Below are 18,062 nucleotides of genomic sequence, written 5' to 3' on the forward strand. Positions count from 1 at the left end.
TAATTTAATACTATAAAACATTGAGCAATTATGAATTGGAATACAAATGAATTTATCTGGCTCGATTGGGCTGTTCTTGCCGTTGGCATCATTGCTATCGTATGGGCAATTTGTCATGCCATAAAGAAAGACAAAGAAAAGATGAAAGGAGCCGACAGTCAGGACTACCTCTTTGGAAAAGGTGAACCTTGGTATATTATTGGTGCAGCTATTTTCGCAGCCAATATTGGATCAGAACACCTGGTAGGTCTTGCAGGTACTGGAGCTAAAGACGGTGTAGGAATGGCACACTGGGAAATGCAAGGCTGGATGATACTTATCTTGGGATGGTTGTTCGTACCATTTTATCAATTGTTGAACAACAAAATGGGTAAAATCATCACAATGCCCGACTTCCTGAAGTTCCGCTATACACAACGTACCGGTTCTTGGCTGTCAATCATCACGCTGATCGCATACGTCCTGACAAAAGTTTCTGTAACAGCTTTCACAGGTGGTATTTTCTTTGAATACCTTCTCGGTCTACCGTTCTGGTATGGTGCCATTGGTCTGATTGTTGTTACTGCAGTGTTTACGGTCTTTGGAGGTATGAAAGGCGTAATGACTTTGTCTGCCATTCAGACTCCGATTCTTATCATCGGTTCTTTCCTTGTTTTGTTCCTGGGTCTTAACATGTTAGGAGATGGCAGCATAAGCGAAGGATGGTCACAAATGATGGCTGTATGTAACGCTGCTCACGACGGTTTTGGTACAACCCACATGTTCCATACCGATCCCGCCGATCCTATGTATCAGCAATTCCCCGGATATGTAGTTTTCCTTGGTGCTTCTATCATCGGTTTTTGGTATTGGTGTACCGACCAGCATATCGTGCAACGTGTATTGGGTCAACAAAAAGGAGAGGCCAATGATGTAGTAATGAAACGTGCTCGTCGTGGTAGTATTGCTGCCGGATACTTTAAATTGTTACCCGTATTTATGTTCCTGATTCCTGGAATGGTAGCTTACGCACTTGCACAGAAGACTGGTAGTGGTATCGTTATGGATATTACCAATACTCATGACACAGACGGTGCATTTGCCATGATGGTGAAAAACATATTGCCCGCAGGTGTCAAAGGTATTGTTACTATCGGATTTGTCTGCGCCCTTGTTGCATCTTTGGCCGCATTCTTCAATAGCTGCGCTACCTTATTTACAGAAGATTTCTATAAACCTATGAAAAAAGGCATGAGCGAAAGCCATTACGTACTTGTAGGCCGTATCGCAACTGTCGTTGTAGTTCTTCTGGGATTGGCATGGATGCCTATCATGATGAATATGGGTAACCTGTACTCGTATCTGCAAGATATCCAATCATTAATCGCTCCTGCTATGGTAGCCGTATTCACATTGGGTATATTCTCCAAAAAAATTACTCCCAAAGCTGGTGAATGGGGACTTATCGGCGGTTTCCTGATTGGTATGGTACGTTTGCTTACCAATGTTATCACAGATTCCGGTAAAGCCACTATGGACGGCGCCTTCTGGGAATACACCTCATGGTTCTGGCAAACAAACTGGCTGATCTTCGAAGTCTGGTTATTAGTATTCCTGCTTGTATTGATGGCAGTTGTTTCTTGCTTCACTCCGAAACCTACAGCAGAACAGATAGAAGCCATTACATTTACCGGAAGCTACAAAGAAGAAATCGCGAAGAGCTGGAACAAATGGGATGTTATCGCTACTTTGGGCGTAATCATCCTCTGCGCTTTGTTCTATGCCTACTTCTGGTAATTTCATGAAATGTTCACATTTCACGAATAGAAATCATATTTATAATTAGGAGTTACAAAACTCCTAATTATAAATGTTGCGAAAGTTGTATTATTCACTTAACAGTGCATTTATCAATGAGCAATTATTACAGCATCAATCCTAAGTTCTACGTATCTGTAGACTGTATCATTTTTGGATTTTATGAAGGAGAACTGAATTTATTACTCCTGAAACGAAATTTTGAACCTGCATTAGGCGAATGGTCACTAATGGGTGGATTCGTTCAAGAGAATGAGAGTGTAGACGATGCAGCGAAACGAGTTTTAGCAGAACTCACCGGATTGGATCAAGTATATATGGAACAAGTCAGCTCTTTTGGAGCTATAGACCGTGACCCAGGCGAACGAGTTGTGTCCATTGCCTATTATGCACTTATCAACATCAACGAATACGACCGCGAACTAGTACAAAGACACAATGCATTTTGGGTTAATATAAATGAACTTCCACCATTGATATTCGATCACCAAGCAATGGTAGAGCAAGCACGTGCCCTCATGCAACAAAAAGCATCGGTTGCTCCTATCGGCTTCAATCTTCTGCCTAAATTATTCACCTTATCACAACTGCAAAGCTTGTACGAAGCCATTTATGGAGAAGCCATAGACAAACGGAACTTCCGCAAACGGATAGCAGAAATGGATTATATAGAGAAAACAGACCTCATAGACAAAACAAGTTCGAAACGAGGTGCTGCCCTCTATCAGTTCAATGAAAAAGTTTATCGCAAAGCTCCGAAATTTAAACTGTAACATTTAAACATAAAAACATATGTTAGAAGAATTAAAAGAAAAAGTATTTCGTGCCAACCTCGATTTAGTAAAGCATGGCCTGGTCATCTTTACTTGGGGCAATGTTTCCGGAATTGACCGCGAAACCGGCTTGGTCGTCATTAAACCAAGTGGCGTAAGTTATGACGAAATGAAAGCTGAAGACATGGTTGTAGTAGACCTCGACGGAAAAGTCGTGGAAGGCAAACTCAAACCATCTTCAGATACTCCTACCCATATAGTATTATACAAAGCTTTCCCAGAAATTGGCGGAGTAGTACATACACACTCTACATATGCCACAGCTTGGGCACAAGCAGGATGCGATATTCCGAATATTGGCACAACCCATGCCGACTATTTCCACGATGCTATCCCCTGCACTGCCGACATGACAGAAGCCGAAGTTAAAGGCGCTTACGAATTGGAAACAGGCAATGTCATCGTTAAACGTTTCGAAGGACTGAATCCTGTACATACACCAGGAGTATTGGTAAAAAATCACGGACCATTCTCATGGGGGAAAGATGCACATGATGCCGTACATAATGCCGTCGTTATGGAGCAAGTAGCTAAAATGGCCTCAATAGCCTATGCTGTCAATCCCAATTTGACTATGAATCCATTGCTCATCGAGAAGCATTTCAACCGCAAACATGGTCCTAATGCTTATTATGGGCAAAAATAAAATAGTAATGCCCTGCCCCCTATTTTAAACAAGAAACTTAAGACATACAATAATAACTAACAAGAATAATTAACCAACCACTTAAAAATAATAGTATTATGAACGCATTTGATCAATATGAAGTATGGTTCGTAACAGGAGCACAGCTTCTGTACGGAGGAGACGCTGTAATCGCAGTAGACGCACACAGCAATGAAATGGTAAAAGGACTGAATGAGTCAGGTAAACTGCCTGTAAAAGTTGTATATAAAGGAACAGCCAATTCTTCAAAAGAAGTAGAAGCTGTTTTTAAAGCTGCCAACAATGAAGAAAAGTGTATCGGTGTTATCACTTGGATGCACACCTTCTCGCCCGCCAAAATGTGGATTCATGGTTTGCAGCAATTAAAGAAACCTTTGCTCCACTTGCACACACAGTACAACAAGGAAATTCCTTGGGATACCATGGATATGGACTTCATGAACTTGAACCAAAGTGCACACGGCGACCGTGAATTTGGCCACATTTGCACACGCATGCGTATTCGTCGCAAAGTAGTAGTAGGCTACTGGAAAGAAGAAGAAACACAAAACAAGATCGCAGTTTGGATGCGTGTTTGCGCCGGATGGGCCGATGCACAAGACATGCTCATCATCCGTTTCGGCGACCAGATGAACAACGTAGCCGTAACCGATGGTGATAAAGTTGAAGCAGAACAACGTATGGGCTACCATGTAGACTACTGCCCGGTTAGCGAGCTGATGGAATATCACGCAAAGGTAAAGGACGAAGAAGTAAAAGCATTGGTAGACGAATACTTCCGCCTTTACGACCACGATGCTGAATTGGAAGACGGACGTACTGCCGCTTATGAGAAGGTATGGAACTCTGCCAAAGCAGAGCTTGCATTGCGCGCTATATTGAAGGACAAAGGCGCCAAAGGTTTCACAACCAACTTCGACGACCTCGGACAAACTGACGGCAGCTATTTCGACCAAATTCCTGGCTTGGCATCACAACGTCTGATGGCCGAAGGTTATGGTTTTGGTGCCGAAGGCGACTGGAAATCAGCAGCACTCTACCGCACTGTTTGGGTAATGAATCAAGGTCTGCCTACAGGTTGCTCATTCCTCGAAGACTACACGTTGAACTTCAATGGAGAGAACAGCTCTATCCTTCAGGCACACATGTTGGAGGTATGTCCGTTAATCGCCGCTAAAAAGCCACGTTTGGAAGTACATTTCCTGGGTATAGGTATCCGCAAGAGCGAAACTGCCCGTCTGGTATTTACTTCAAAGGTAGGCAAAGGATGTACAGCTACAGTTGTTGACCTTGGTAACCGCTTCCGCCTCATCGTAAACGATGTAGAATGCATCGAGCCGAAGCCACTGCCTAAGTTGCCCGTTGCTTCTGCTTTGTGGAAACCGATGCCTAATTTCGAAATTGGCGCAGGTGCATGGATTCTGGCTGGTGGTACTCACCATTCATGCTTCTCTTACGACCTCACTGCCGAATATTGGGAAGACTATGCCGAAATCGCAGGTATCGAAATGGTACATATCAACAAAGACACTACAATCAGCGAATTCAAGAAAGAACTGCGCATGAACGAAGTGTACTATATGCTGAACAAAGCTCTTTGCTAATCATCCAATAGCATAACCATGTATAAAAGTGCTCAACGAGCAATCGTTTGCAGCACTTTTATACTTTTAAGTAAGTTGCAAAAGCTGCAAATTACAGATATTTCTAACTTTACATTAACGTTGTACCTTAAACCATTAGTTCCATTATGAAATTAGATGCAAAATCAACTATCGAAACCGGTAAAGCCATCCTTGGTATAGAATTCGGATCCACAAGAATCAAAGCAGTTTTAATCGACCAGGAAAACAAACCCATTGCGCAAGGCAGCCATACATGGGAAAACCAATTGGTCGATGGCCTTTGGACATATAGTATTGATGCCATTTGGAACGGATTGCAAGACTGCTATTCAGATCTTCGTTCCAATGTAAAAGAGTTATATGGCATCGAAATAGAGACTCTGGCAGCCATCGGCATCAGTGCCATGATGCATGGTTACATGGCGTTCAACAAAGAACAGGAAATCCTTGTTCCTTTCCGCACCTGGAGAAATACTAATACAGGAGAAGCAGCTGCTACCCTGTCCGAGCTGTTTGTCTACAACATTCCTCTGAGATGGAGCATTTCACACTTGTATCAAGCTATCTTAAACAAAGAAGAGCATGTAAAAGACATCGATTTCCTGACCACTCTTGCCGGCTACGTACACTGGCAGATTACAGGCCAGAAGGTATTAGGCATTGGCGACGCATCCGGTATGCTCCCCATCGATCCGAATACGAAAGATTATTCAGCCGAAATGGTTTCCAAATTCAATAATCTTATTGCTCCCCAAGGATTCAAATGGACATTACTCGACATTCTTCCCAAAGTATTATTGGCTGGTGAAAATGCAGGTACCCTTACAGCCGAAGGAGCCAAGAGACTTGATGTATCCGGACACCTGAAAGCCGGTATCCCCGTATGTCCGCCAGAAGGCGACGCTGGTACAGGTATGGTTGCTACCAATGCTGTAAAACAACGCACAGGAAACGTTTCTGCCGGAACTTCCTCATTCTCGATGATTGTACTTGAAAAGGACCTGTCGAAACCTTACGAGATGATCGATATGGTTACTACCCCCGACGGTAGCCTGGTAGCTATGGTACATTGCAACAACTGTACTTCCGACCTCAATGCCTGGGTCAATCTGTTCAAGGAATATCAGGAACTCATGGGCATTCCTGTAGACATGAACGAAATCTATGGTAAGCTCTACAACCACGCACTGACAGGCGACACCGACTGCGGAGGCTTGATCTCATACAACTATATTTCAGGAGAGCCTGTTACTGGCCTTGCTGAAGGAAGACCTTTGTTTGTACGCTCAGCCAACGATAAGTTCAATTTGGCCAACTTCATGCGTGCACACCTCCATGCATCCGTAGGAGTACTTAAAATAGGTAACGACATTCTCTTCAACGAAGAAAAGATTAAAGTAGACCGAATTACCGGCCATGGTGGCTTGTTCAAGACCAAAGGAGTAGGTCAAAGAATATTGGCTGCTGCTATCAACTCTCCTATCTCGGTTATGGAAACTGCCGGTGAAGGTGGTGCCTGGGGTATTGCCCTGTTAGGATCGTATCTGGTAAACAATGACAAGAAACAGTCGTTGGCCGACTTCCTGGACGAAAAAGTATTTGCCGGAGATGCCGGTGTCGAGATTGCTCCGACAGCAGAAGACGTTGCAGGCTTCAACGCATATATCGAAAACTACAAAGCTAGTTTACCTATTGAAGAAGCTGCTGCAAAATTCAAAAAATAACCTAACAGAAAAAAGACTACTTTTATGAAGAGTAAATTAATCATCAGCGGTCTTTTCTTGACAGCTTCCCTGTCACTGTCCGCACAAAAGAATGCAACTATCACTGTACAGGCCGAACAAGGTACACAAATTATCCCCAAGGAAATCTATGGCCAGTTTGCCGAACATCTGGGTACCTGTATCTATGGAGGCTTATGGGTAGGCGAGAACTCTGATATTCCCAATATCAAAGGTTACCGCACCGACGTATTCAATGCCCTCAAAGATCTGCAAGTCCCAGTGCTCCGCTGGCCGGGTGGTTGCTTTGCCGACGAATACCACTGGATGGACGGTATCGGTCCCAAAGAAAATCGCCCCAAAATGGTAAACAACAACTGGGGAGGTACCATCGAAGACAACAGCTTCGGAACGCACGAGTTCCTGAACCTTTGCGAGATGTTGGGCTGTGAGCCATACATCAGCGGAAATGTAGGTAGCGGTACTGTAGAAGAGCTGGCCAAATGGGTAGAATATATGACTTCGGAAGGCGACTCTCCGATGGCTAATCTGCGCCGGAAAAACGGCCGCGACAAAGCTTGGAAGGTAAAATACCTGGGAGTAGGAAATGAAAGCTGGGGATGCGGTGGTAGCATGCGTCCTGAATATTACGCCGATTTGTACCGCCGTTACTCTACCTACTGCCGCAATTACGATGGAAACAATCTGTACAAGATAGCCAGTGGTGCCAGCGACTACGACTACAACTGGACAAAAGTTCTGATGGATCGTGTAGGAGCGCGCATGAACGGATTGTCTTTGCACTATTACACAGTAACCGGATGGAGCGGAAGCAAAGGTTCGGCTACCCAGTTTAATACGGAAGATTATTACTGGACCATGGGCAAATGCCGCGAGATAGAAGATGTCATCAAGAAGCACTGTGCCATTATGGACCAATATGATCCTCAGAAAAACGTAGCACTGATTCTGGACGAATGGGGCACATGGTGGGACGAAGAACCGGGTACCATCAAAGGGCATCTCTATCAGCAAAACACACTGCGCGATGCTTTTGTAGCTTCTCTGTCACTGGATATTTTCCACAAATATACCGATCGTCTGAAAATGGCAAACATTGCACAAATTGTCAATGTACTCCAGTCTATGATTCTGACCAAAGGTAAAGAGATGGTATTGACCCCTACGTATTACGTATTCAAAATGTATAAAGTACATCAGGACGCTACCTATCTGCCTCTCGAACTGAACTGCGACACGATGAACGTACGCGACAACCGCAAACTGCCTATGATCAGTGCAACAGCTTCGAAAGACAAGAACGGTAAAGTTCACCTTTCAATCTCCAATGTTGATGTAGAAAATGCTCAGGAAGTTATTGTAAACCTGCCCGGCATTGAAGCAAAGAAAGCTGTAGGCGAAATACTTACTTCTAAGGATGTTACCGACTATAACTCATTCGAAAATCCGGAAAAAGTCAAACCAGCTCCCTTTAAAGAAGTAAAAATCAATAAAGGCGTTATGAAAATCAAACTTCCGGCCAAGTCGATTGTTACTGTCGAGTTACAGTAAATCAGAGCAAAAGACTTATTGTACTTTAAACAAGAAGAAGGCAAAAATATCTGAAAAAAAAGAGTAACTATCCTTGTTGCTAATTGCACATAAAGAGTTATCTTTGTCCCTGTCATTTATGAACAAGCGTTAGTTACTCTGCTCTATCAAGCTAACAAAAACTAATTTATTATCAATATGAACGACAACAAACTTATGAACCTTGCAGCAAACAACATTCGTATCCTTGCTGCTTCTATGGTTGAGAAAGCTAATTCCGGACACCCGGGTGGCGCAATGGGTGGCGCCGACTTTGTCAATGTACTGTTCTCTGAATTTCTGGTATATGATCCTGAAAACCCAACTTGGGAAGGACGCGACCGCTTCTTCCTTGACCCGGGTCATATGTCACCGATGCTTTACTCACAGCTCGCATTAACAGGCAAGTTCACATTGGATGAATTAAAAGAATTCCGTCAATGGGGAAGCTCGACTCCGGGACATCCCGAACGTGACGTTATGCGTGGAATTGAAAACACATCCGGCCCGCTCGGTCAAGGACATACTTTTGCTGTAGGTGCAGCCATCGCAGCCAAATTCCTGAAAGCACGTTTTGGCGAGGTTATGAATCAGACCATTTATGCTTATATATCCGATGGTGGTATACAGGAAGAGATTTCTCAAGGTGCAGGACGTATTGCAGGAACACTGGGATTGGACAACCTGATCATGTTCTACGACTCCAACGATATTCAGCTTTCTACCGAAACCAAAGCTGTAACTATCGAAGATACTGCCAAGAAATATGAGGCATGGGGTTGGAAAGTGATTAAGATCGACGGAAATAATGCCGACGAAATTCGCAATGCCCTGAACGAGGCTAAGGCTGAACAAGAACGTCCTACCCTTATCATCGGTCATACTGTTATGGGTAAGGGAGCACGCAAGGCCGACGGCAGCAGCTACGAAGCCAACTGTGCTACACACGGTGCCCCGCTGGGTGGCGATGCATACATCAATACCATCAAGAATCTGGGTGGCGATCCTACCAATCCGTTTGTCATCTTCCCCGAAGTAGAAGAACTGTATGCCAAACGTGCTGCCGAACTGAAAGAAATCATGAAGCAAAAGTATGCTGAAAAAGCTGCTTGGGCTCAGGCTAACCCGGAAAAGGCAGCCAAACTGGAGCAATTCTTCTCTGGCAAAGCTCCTCAAGTCAACTGGGAAGCTATCGAGCAAAAGGCTGGAGCTGCCACACGTGCCGCATCGGCTACCGTACTGGGTGCTTTGGCAACTCAGGTAGAAAACATGATCGTTGCTTCTGCCGACCTTTCCAACTCTGACAAGACCGACGGTTTCCTGAAGAAGACACATGCCTTCCAGAAAGGTGACTTCACCGGTGCTTTCTTCCAGGCAGGTGTAGCCGAGCTGACTATGGCTTGCTGCTGCATCGGTATGGCTCTGCACGGTGGTGTAATTCCGGCTTGCGGTACATTCTTCGTATTCTCCGACTACATGAAGCCCGCAGTTCGTATGGCTGCCCTCATGGAAGTTCCTGTGAAGTTCATCTGGACACACGATGCCTTCCGCGTAGGCGAAGATGGCCCGACTCACGAACCGGTAGAACAGGAAGCACAAATCCGTCTGATGGAGAAACTGAAGAATCATAAAGGTCACAATTCTACATTGGTACTCCGCCCGGCCGATGCCGAAGAGACTACTGTAGCATGGAGACTGGCCATGGAGAATACGACTACTCCTACAGCTCTGATCTTCTCACGTCAGAACATTGCCAATCTGCCCGCAGGCAACGACTACTCACAAGCAGCCAAGGGTGCTTACATCGTAGCAGGTTCCGATGCCAATCCCGATGTTATCCTGGTAGCTTCTGGTTCTGAGGTGTCTACACTGGTAGCAGGAGCCGAACTGTTGCGTAAAGATGGTGTCAAGGTACGTATCGTATCAGCTCCGTCCGAAGGTCTGTTCCGCAGCCAAGCACCCGGATATCAGGAAAGCATTATTCCGGCCGATGCCAAAGTATTCGGTCTGACTGCCGGTCTGCCTGTCAACCTGCAAGGCCTGGTAGGTGCACATGGTAAAATCTGGGGCTTGGAATCATTCGGTTTCTCTGCTCCTTACAAAGTATTGGATGAAAAATTGGGCTTTACGGCCGACAACGTTTACAAGCAGGTAAAAGCCATGCTCTAAACGGTTGAAGACCTCTCGTCCAAACCATATTGAACGCAGACAGTGCAACTTCTTTTGCCTGCCTGCGTTCTGTCAATCATTGCAATCAGAATAGTAAATCTTAAACCGACATAAGAAATGAAAACAATAGGAATTTGTTCCGACCACGCAGGATACGAACTGAAGCAATACGTCCGTACCTGGCTGGAAGCCAAAGGCTGGGAATATAAGGATTTTGGCACCTACTCTACCGAAAGTTGCGACTATGCCGACTTCGCCCATCCGCTGGCCAACGCTGTAGAAGCAGGCGAGTGCTATCCGGGCATTGCCATCTGCGGAAGCGGTAACGGAATCAACATGACCCTGAACAAACACCAAGGCATTCGTGCCGCACTGTGCTGGATCCCCGAAATATCTCATCTGGCACGCCAGCACAACGATGCCAATGTGCTCGTGATGCCCGGTCGTTTCATCACCACAGACGAAGCAGACAAGATTCTTACCGAATTCTTCAACACAGCATTCGAAGGTGGACGCCACCAACGTCGAATCGATAAGATTCCCGTAAGCAAATAAGAGAAAATACAGCAAAAGCGTTTCTCTACAAAGAAAGCTCCTTGTTTTGCTTTCTCCATTCAGGTATAGAAGAATAGTGACCAGCACTGCCCTATTACAACCAGCAGTAGAAGTCACGATTGTTCTATACCTGTTTTTTTTATTATCTTTCTATCCGCTACTTCACAGCCGACTCCCCAATACTCTCCCACCTCCTCTTGACAGCCCCCTTCAAACGGCTTGCGAGCAACACTTGTACGGCTCGCGAACAACACTTGTACGGCTCACGAGCAACACTTGCACGGCTCGCGAGCAACACTTGCACGGCTCACAGGCAACACTTGCACGGCTCACAGGCAACACTTGCATACCTCGCGAACACTATCTACACAAACAACAGAACACCATCACCTGTAAAGCAGCATTCTTTAGAATTCTGTTCATACACCTCACTTTTCTGACATTCTGATAGAAAAACACTGTAAGTAAGGCGATTCATTACTATTTTTCACATATAAGATGCTTGATGTCTGCAAATAAAAACTATCTTTGTGGTTGAATAAACCCGATGCTGAATAAAATATGGAATCATTAGTCACCATCAAAGAGCTTATCAACCAAGGAAATGTAGAACAAGCCATCCGGCAACTTGACGAATTTCTGCAAAGTGCTTCCTCGTGCCTCGACGAAGCTTACTATCTGCGCGGAAATGCCTATCGGAAACTGGGCAACTGGCAACAGGCACTCAACAATTATCAGTATGCCATCGACATCAACCCACAAAGTCCTGCCAAGGAAGCCCACCGCATGGTGATGGATATTCTAAATTTCTACAACAAAGACATGTATAATCAATAACATATAAAGGAACGTAAATTATGGCAAAAATCAAAGGAGCAATCGTTGTTGACACCGAACGTTGCAAAGGCTGCAACCTGTGTGCCGTGGCTTGTCCACTCCATGTAATAGCCCTCACCAAAGAGGTGAACGTAAAAGGGTATAACTATGCCCACCAGATATTGGAAGATACGTGTAACGGATGCGCATCGTGCGCTACAGTTTGTCCGGACGGATGTATCTCTGTTTATAAAGTAAAAGTTGAATAAATCAGATTGAATATGGCAGAAGAAGTTGTATTAATGAAAGGTAACGAAGCCATCGCCCACGCAGCTATACGTTGCGGAGCCGACGGTTACTTCGGTTACCCCATCACTCCTCAATCGGAGGTTTTGGAAACTCTTGCAGAACTGAAGCCTTGGGAAACCACCGGCATGGTAGTGCTTCAGGCAGAAAGTGAAGTAGCCGCCATCAACATGGTATATGGAGGTGCAGGAAGCGGTAAAATGGTGATGACCTCGTCGTCGAGCCCGGGTGTCAGCCTGAAACAGGAAGGTATCTCATACTTGGCCGGAGCCGAATTGCCCTGCCTCATTGTAAACGTAATGCGCGGCGGCCCCGGACTGGGAACCATTCAGCCCAGCCAGGCCGATTACTTCCAGACCGTCAAAGGCGGCGGACACGGCGATTACCGTCTGATAGCCCTTGCACCGGCTTCGGTACAGGAAATGGCCGATTTCGTAGGACTGGGATTCGAACTGGCTTTCAAGTACCGCAACCCCGCTATCATCCTGGCCGACGGCGTTATCGGACAGATGATGGAAAAAGTAGTGCTTCCTCCTCAAAAGCCACGCCGCACCGACGAAGAAGTTATCGCTCAATGTCCTTGGGCCACTACCGGAAAGACCAAAGACCGCAAACCCAACATCATCACTTCCCTCGAACTGAAACCCGAAGAAATGGAAAAGAACAACATCCGTTTCCAGGCCAAATACAGGGAAATTGAAAAGAACGAAGTGCGCTTCGAGGAAATCAACTGCGAAGATGCCGACTACCTCATCATAGCCTTTGGCTCAATGGCACGTATCGGACAGAAAAGCATGGAACTGGCACGTAAGGAAGGAATCAAAGTCGGAATCTTGCGTCCTATCACTCTGTGGCCTTTCCCGACACAGGCAATTGCTGCATATGCCGACAAGGTAAAAGGTATCCTCGTAACAGAGCTGAATGCCGGCCAAATGGTAGAAGATGTACGTCTGGCCGTGAACGGAAAAGTCAAGGTAGAACACTTCGGACGCTTGGGTGGTATCGTGCCCGACCCCGACGAAATCGTGGCAGCTCTGAAAGAAAAAGTAATCAACGGATAAAGAACGTAAAGAATGGATTCTGACAAAATAAGAAACGTGCTGAACATCCTCTTCCTGATACTTGCCGTAGCAGCTGTCATTACTTACTTTGTGGCCAAAGACGATTTCATGATGTTCGTCTACGTCTGCAGCGCTGCCATTTTCGTCAAGGTAATGGAGTTTTTCATACGTTTCACCAACAGATAAGGAGAAGTGATTATGACAAAAGAAGATATTATAAAGCCCGAGAATCTGGTTTACAAGAAACCGACTCTGATGAACGACAACCCCATGCACTACTGTCCGGGATGCAGCCACGGTGTAGTCCACAAGCTGATAGCCGAGGTAATCGAAGAGATGGGCATGGAAGACAAAGCTATCGGAATCTCTCCGGTAGGATGCGCCGTATTCATCTACAACTATTTGGATATCGACTGGCAGGAAGCCGCACACGGACGTGCGCCCGCACTGGCCACTGCCATCAAGCGCCTCTGGCCCAACCGACTGGTATTCACCTATCAGGGCGACGGCGACTTGGCCTGCATCGGTACAGCCGAAACCATCCATGCGCTGAACCGTGGTGAAAACATCACCATCATCTTCATCAACAACGCCATCTACGGTATGACCGGCGGACAAATGGCTCCGACCACCCTTGTCGGCATGAAGACTGCTACCTGTCCTTACGGACGCGACGTACACCTGCACGGCTATCCGCTGAAGATGGCCGATATCGCCGCACAGCTGGAAGGTACAGCCTACGTAACGCGCCAGAGCGTACAGTCCGTACCAGCCATCCGAAAGGCCAAGAAAGCCATCCGAAAGGCATTCGAAAACTCCATGGCAGGAAAAGGCAGCAACCTTGTCGAAATTGTATCGACCTGCAACTCGGGCTGGAAAATGTCGCCGGAGAAGGCTAACAAATGGATGGAAGAGAACATGTTCCCCTTCTATCCGCTGGGAGACTTGAAAGATAAATAATTCAAAAGAAGAAAGACAATGAAAACAGAAATCATCATATCTGGCTTCGGCGGACAAGGTGTACTGTCCATGGGTAAAATCCTGGCTTACTCGGGATTGATGGAAGACAAGGAAGTGACATGGATGCCTGCCTACGGACCGGAGCAGCGTGGAGGTACGGCCAACGTAACTGTCATCGTAAGCGATGATAAGATCTCCTCCCCCATCCTCAGTAAGTACGATGCGGCCATCATCCTGAACCAGCCATCGCTCGAAAAGTTCGAAAGCAAGGTTAAACCCGGTGGTGTCCTGATCTACGACGGATACGGCATCATCAACCCACCCACCCGTAAAGACATTCACGTTTACCGCATCGACGCTATGGATGCAGCCAACGAAATGAACAACGCCAAGGCGTTCAACATGATTGTACTGGGCGGTCTGCTGAAAATCATGCCTATCGTCACACTGGAAAACGTCATCAAAGGCCTGAAGAAAACCCTGCCCGAACGGCATCATCACCTCATCCCCATGAACGAAGAAGCCATCAAACGAGGCATGGAACTGATCAAAGAAGTATAAGCCGCAAGGCACAAATATTCAGTTGAGTAAAAAAGGATGCGATAATCGCATCCTTTTTTTGTATCTGTACATGAACAATTAAGAATGAACGATGTTTGACAAAGTGTCCAGCTAAGCAGAGATAGTTTCCAAAAACTGTCTACTGATATAGTATATTAAACCCCAAAGCATCTGATTAAAATCAAGAAAAGACATTTCTTCTCTTAGCCCCTCTCCACCGCCCAACCTTCCACTTACAGTGCAATAACTACTGCACCGACAGTGCACTACCTGTTGCACTCATAGTGCAGTAGGTAGTGCACTATTTTTCTTCAGTTATGCGCCTGGGCCAGCACTTACTGACTTCCAATCCTAAAAAAGAAGTAAAAAAGGGAGAATTAAAGATGCGAATAAGAATTTATTGTATCTTTGCGCCTAATTATGAGAAGATTTGTACTGACATATATATTATTAGCCATTATAGGGACTTTGGGACTGAAGGCACAAAATACCCTCACTCCCGTCAATTCGGGTACAACAATGCGCGATCAGTATGGTAATCAGGTCGATCCTAGTACGCAGCCAGACAACCTGACAGACAGCACAAGTACCCAGATCGAAAGCCTTCCTCCTAAACTATACATGTGGCATTTGAGTGAAAAACTGGGCGACCGGACCATTGTACCAGTAGACACCGTAACCCTCAACTTCCAGAACACCAATTTGGTGGAAGGAATGAACGGACACTATAACTATCTGGGTAATTTGGGTTCTCCCCGCATGTCACGCCTCTTCTTCGAACGGGGACAAGAGGAAGCACCGACCATTTTTATAGAACCTTTCTCCAGTTTCTTCTTCCGTCCGGATCAGCTCAACTTTACCAACAGTAACATCCCCTACAGCAACCTGACTTACTACAAAGCCGGAAGCAAAATAAACGGAGAAGAACGGTTTAAATCGTATTTTTCGGTCAACGCCAACAAACGGTTGGCTTTCGGATTCAATATCGACTATCTGTATGGCCGCGGCTACTACGCCAACCAGTCTACAGCCCATTTCAATGCAGGACTTTTCGCCAGTTACATCGGCCAGAAGTATCAGCTGCAGGCTATGTACAACAACTTCTTCATGAAGATGAACGAAAACGGTGGTATTGCCGATGACCAGTACATTACCCGTCCGGAAAACATGTCGGAAGGCAAACAGGAATATGAATCGACCAACATTCCTGTCAAGATGGAGCAGACCTCCAACCGTAACCATAATTTCTACGTCTACCTGACTCATCGCTACCGCCTTGGCTTCGAACGCGAAACAGTCAAAGTAGAAGAGAAGAAAGACAATCAGCAGATGAAAGCTATGGCACAACAGGGCGACAGCATTCCGCCTGTGCCACAGGACACGACGGTTACCACGGAATTTGTTCCGGTCACCAGCTTCATCCATACACTGAAAATAGAACGCTCCAGCCATCGCTACCGTGCCGGAAGCGAAACCGATGGCATGTACAACCGTACTTATTACCAGAACGGATTCAGTAACGACTCGACAGTTGCGTTCAGTGTGAAAAATACATTCGGTATAGCTCTGCTCGAAGGATTCAACAAATATGCCAAGGCCGGACTTACAGCCTACATCTCACATAAATTCAGCCGATACGAGATGATGGGTGACACGTTGATTACAGCTCCCCGCCCACTCAGCCAGTACACCGAACAGGAAGTGTATGTAGGAGGCGAACTGGCCAAACGCGAAGGAAAGACCTTGCACTACAGAGTAGACGGCGAGGTAGGTATCGTAGACAAGGCATTGGGACAGTTCCGTGTGCACGGCGATTTGGATCTGAATTTCCGTTTATGGAAAGACACCGTCAACCTTTATGCACGCGGCTACATCACGAATACATTGCCCTCTTTCTATATGCGTCATTATCACTCCAACCACTTCTATTGGGACAATGACAATATGGATAAAGAGTTCCGTACCCGTGTCGAAGGCGAGCTGAACATCGACCGCTGGAGAACCAACCTGCGGGCCGGTGTAGAAAACATAAAGAACTATACTTACTTCAATCAGCATGCATTACCTGCCCAAAACAGTGGCAACATCCAGGTGATTGATGCTACACTGAAACAGGACTTCAAACTTGGTATTTTCCATCTGGACAATGAAGTCACCTGGCAGAAATCGAGTAACGAGACAGTCCTGCCGTTACCGCAACTTTCTCTTTACCACAACTTCTATCTGCTGACCAAGATTGCCAAGAAAGTCTTGACTGTTCAACTGGGAGCCGACGTACGCTACTTCACCGAATACCATGCACCTGCATACACCCCGGCTATCCAGCAGTTCACCCTTCAGGCAGCCGATGATCAGGTGAAAATTGGTGGTTACCCGATAGTCAATGTCTATGCCAATCTGCAGTTGAAGCGTACACGTATCTTCGTCATGATGTATCACGTCAACGCTGGTATGGGCAACCGCAACTATTTCCTTGTTCCGCACCACCCCATCAACCCCCGTCTGCTGAAACTGGGTGTATCGTGGAACTTCTATGATTAATTTATCAAAGAAAGAGCTAGAAACCCATCCATGAACAAGAAGAAATTACTGAAATATCTTGTACTCGGAATCGTTGCAACGCTGATTGCCACGTTTCTTCTTCCTTCGAAAGAAAAACAAGTCACCCATCCCCGCGACTATCATGAGATAGCAGGCGAAGGCACCATCCATGTGGCAACCGAATACAATTCCATCAGTTTCTTTGTTAACGGCGATACATTATCCGGATTCCACTACGAACTGATTGAAGCATTCGCACGCGACCACAGCCTGAAAACAGTCATCACTCCTGAAATGAGTTTTGAGAAACGGCTGCAAGGACTGGCCGAAGGGAAGTTTGACGTGATAGCTTACGATGTCCTTGCCACCAGCGAACTGAAGGACTCGCTCTTGCTCACCCATCCGATTGCGCTGAACAAAGAAGTGCTGGTACAACGCAAGCCACATACTTCGCAAGACTCAGCCTTGTTCATCAAAAATCAACTGGAACTGGCCGGAAAGACACTGCACGTAGTCAAAGACGCTCCTTCGATTCTGCGCATCCGCAACCTGAGTCATGAGATAGCCGACACAATCTATATAAAAGAAATAGAGAAATACGGACCTGAACAACTGATAGCGATGGTAGCACACGGTGACATTGATTATGCCGTATGTAACGAAAGCATAGCCCGCATGGCTATCGACAGCCTGCCTCAAATTGATATTTCTACCGACATCAGTTTTACGCAGTTCTATTCCTGGGCGGTCAGCAAACAGTCACCAGCCCTGCTGGATAGTCTCAACACCTGGCTCGATACTTTCAAGAAGACCCAGACATACAAGAAGCTATATCAGAAATATTATTTGAAGCCTTAGGA

16 protein-coding genes are annotated in these 18,062 nt (G+C 45.9%); all 16 read left to right on the forward strand.

Annotation, left to right across the window (positions count from 1 at the left end; all coding sequences use genetic code 11):
• The first annotated feature begins 30 nt into the window (after window positions 1-30).
• The 16 genes from Q3C19_RS03225 (at window position 31) to Q3C19_RS03300 (ending at window position 18,060) form a co-directional block, all read left to right on the forward strand.
• Window positions 31-1,776 (forward strand): sodium:solute symporter, encoded by a 1,746-nt coding sequence (locus Q3C19_RS03225; protein ID WP_022162454.1) that lies wholly within the window; start codon window positions 31-33, stop codon window positions 1,774-1,776.
• Window positions 1,777-1,892: 116 nt separating this feature from the next.
• Window positions 1,893-2,570, forward strand: a complete 678-nt coding sequence (locus tag Q3C19_RS03230) for an NUDIX domain-containing protein (protein ID WP_022162453.1) — start codon at window positions 1,893-1,895, stop codon at window positions 2,568-2,570.
• Window positions 2,571-2,589: 19 nt separating this feature from the next.
• The gene (locus Q3C19_RS03235) at window positions 2,590-3,276 is read left to right on the forward strand and encodes an L-ribulose-5-phosphate 4-epimerase (protein ID WP_022162452.1); all 687 of its coding nucleotides are present in this window, start codon (window positions 2,590-2,592) and stop codon (window positions 3,274-3,276) included.
• Window positions 3,277-3,374: 98 nt separating this feature from the next.
• Complete coding sequence (araA, locus tag Q3C19_RS03240; RefSeq protein WP_022162451.1) at window positions 3,375-4,901, forward strand: L-arabinose isomerase; 1,527 nt, start codon at window positions 3,375-3,377, stop codon at window positions 4,899-4,901.
• Window positions 4,902-5,047: 146 nt separating this feature from the next.
• Complete coding sequence (locus Q3C19_RS03245; protein ID WP_288910179.1) at window positions 5,048-6,646, forward strand: xylulokinase; 1,599 nt, start codon at window positions 5,048-5,050, stop codon at window positions 6,644-6,646.
• 24 nt (window positions 6,647-6,670) lie between these two features.
• Window positions 6,671-8,215 carry an alpha-N-arabinofuranosidase gene (locus Q3C19_RS03250; RefSeq protein ID WP_022162449.1) on the forward strand — a complete coding sequence of 515 codons (1,545 nt, stop codon included), beginning with the start codon at window positions 6,671-6,673 and terminating at the stop codon, window positions 8,213-8,215.
• A 177-nt stretch (window positions 8,216-8,392) separates the two neighbouring features.
• On the forward strand, window positions 8,393-10,402 hold the full coding sequence (locus tag Q3C19_RS03255) for a transketolase (protein WP_302727228.1): 2,010 nt from the start codon (window positions 8,393-8,395) through the stop codon (window positions 10,400-10,402).
• Between the two features lie 117 nt (window positions 10,403-10,519).
• Window positions 10,520-10,957: a ribose 5-phosphate isomerase B gene (gene rpiB / locus Q3C19_RS03260; RefSeq protein WP_277120190.1), complete on the forward strand. Its 438-nt coding sequence runs from the start codon at window positions 10,520-10,522 to the stop codon at window positions 10,955-10,957.
• Between the two features lie 561 nt (window positions 10,958-11,518).
• On the forward strand, window positions 11,519-11,794 hold the full coding sequence (locus Q3C19_RS03265) for a tol-pal system YbgF family protein (RefSeq protein WP_022162446.1): 276 nt from the start codon (window positions 11,519-11,521) through the stop codon (window positions 11,792-11,794).
• A 20-nt stretch (window positions 11,795-11,814) separates the two neighbouring features.
• Entirely contained in the window at window positions 11,815-12,042 is a 228-nt protein-coding gene (locus Q3C19_RS03270) for a ferredoxin family protein (protein WP_022162445.1), read from the forward strand.
• Between the two features lie 12 nt (window positions 12,043-12,054).
• Complete coding sequence (locus tag Q3C19_RS03275) at window positions 12,055-13,140, forward strand: 3-methyl-2-oxobutanoate dehydrogenase subunit VorB (RefSeq protein WP_022162444.1); 1,086 nt, start codon at window positions 12,055-12,057, stop codon at window positions 13,138-13,140.
• A gap of 12 nt (window positions 13,141-13,152) precedes the next feature.
• A complete protein-coding gene (locus Q3C19_RS03280; RefSeq protein WP_022162443.1) occupies window positions 13,153-13,326 on the forward strand; it encodes a hypothetical protein in 174 nt (57 codons plus the stop codon).
• A gap of 12 nt (window positions 13,327-13,338) precedes the next feature.
• Window positions 13,339-14,100 (forward strand): thiamine pyrophosphate-dependent enzyme, encoded by a 762-nt coding sequence (locus Q3C19_RS03285; RefSeq protein WP_277120191.1) that lies wholly within the window; start codon window positions 13,339-13,341, stop codon window positions 14,098-14,100.
• A gap of 18 nt (window positions 14,101-14,118) precedes the next feature.
• Window positions 14,119-14,661: a 2-oxoacid:acceptor oxidoreductase family protein gene (locus Q3C19_RS03290; RefSeq protein WP_022162441.1), complete on the forward strand. Its 543-nt coding sequence runs from the start codon at window positions 14,119-14,121 to the stop codon at window positions 14,659-14,661.
• A 420-nt stretch (window positions 14,662-15,081) separates the two neighbouring features.
• Window positions 15,082-17,202: a putative porin gene (locus Q3C19_RS03295; protein WP_288910188.1), complete on the forward strand. Its 2,121-nt coding sequence runs from the start codon at window positions 15,082-15,084 to the stop codon at window positions 17,200-17,202.
• A 30-nt stretch (window positions 17,203-17,232) separates the two neighbouring features.
• Window positions 17,233-18,060, forward strand: a complete 828-nt coding sequence (locus Q3C19_RS03300; RefSeq protein WP_071149952.1) for a transporter substrate-binding domain-containing protein — start codon at window positions 17,233-17,235, stop codon at window positions 18,058-18,060.
• Window positions 18,061-18,062: the final 2 nt, after the last annotated feature.

The sequence above is a fragment of the Bacteroides sp. ET489 genome (genome assembly GCF_030518095.1).
Lineage (GTDB): Bacteria > Bacteroidota > Bacteroidia > Bacteroidales > Bacteroidaceae > Bacteroides > Bacteroides ndongoniae.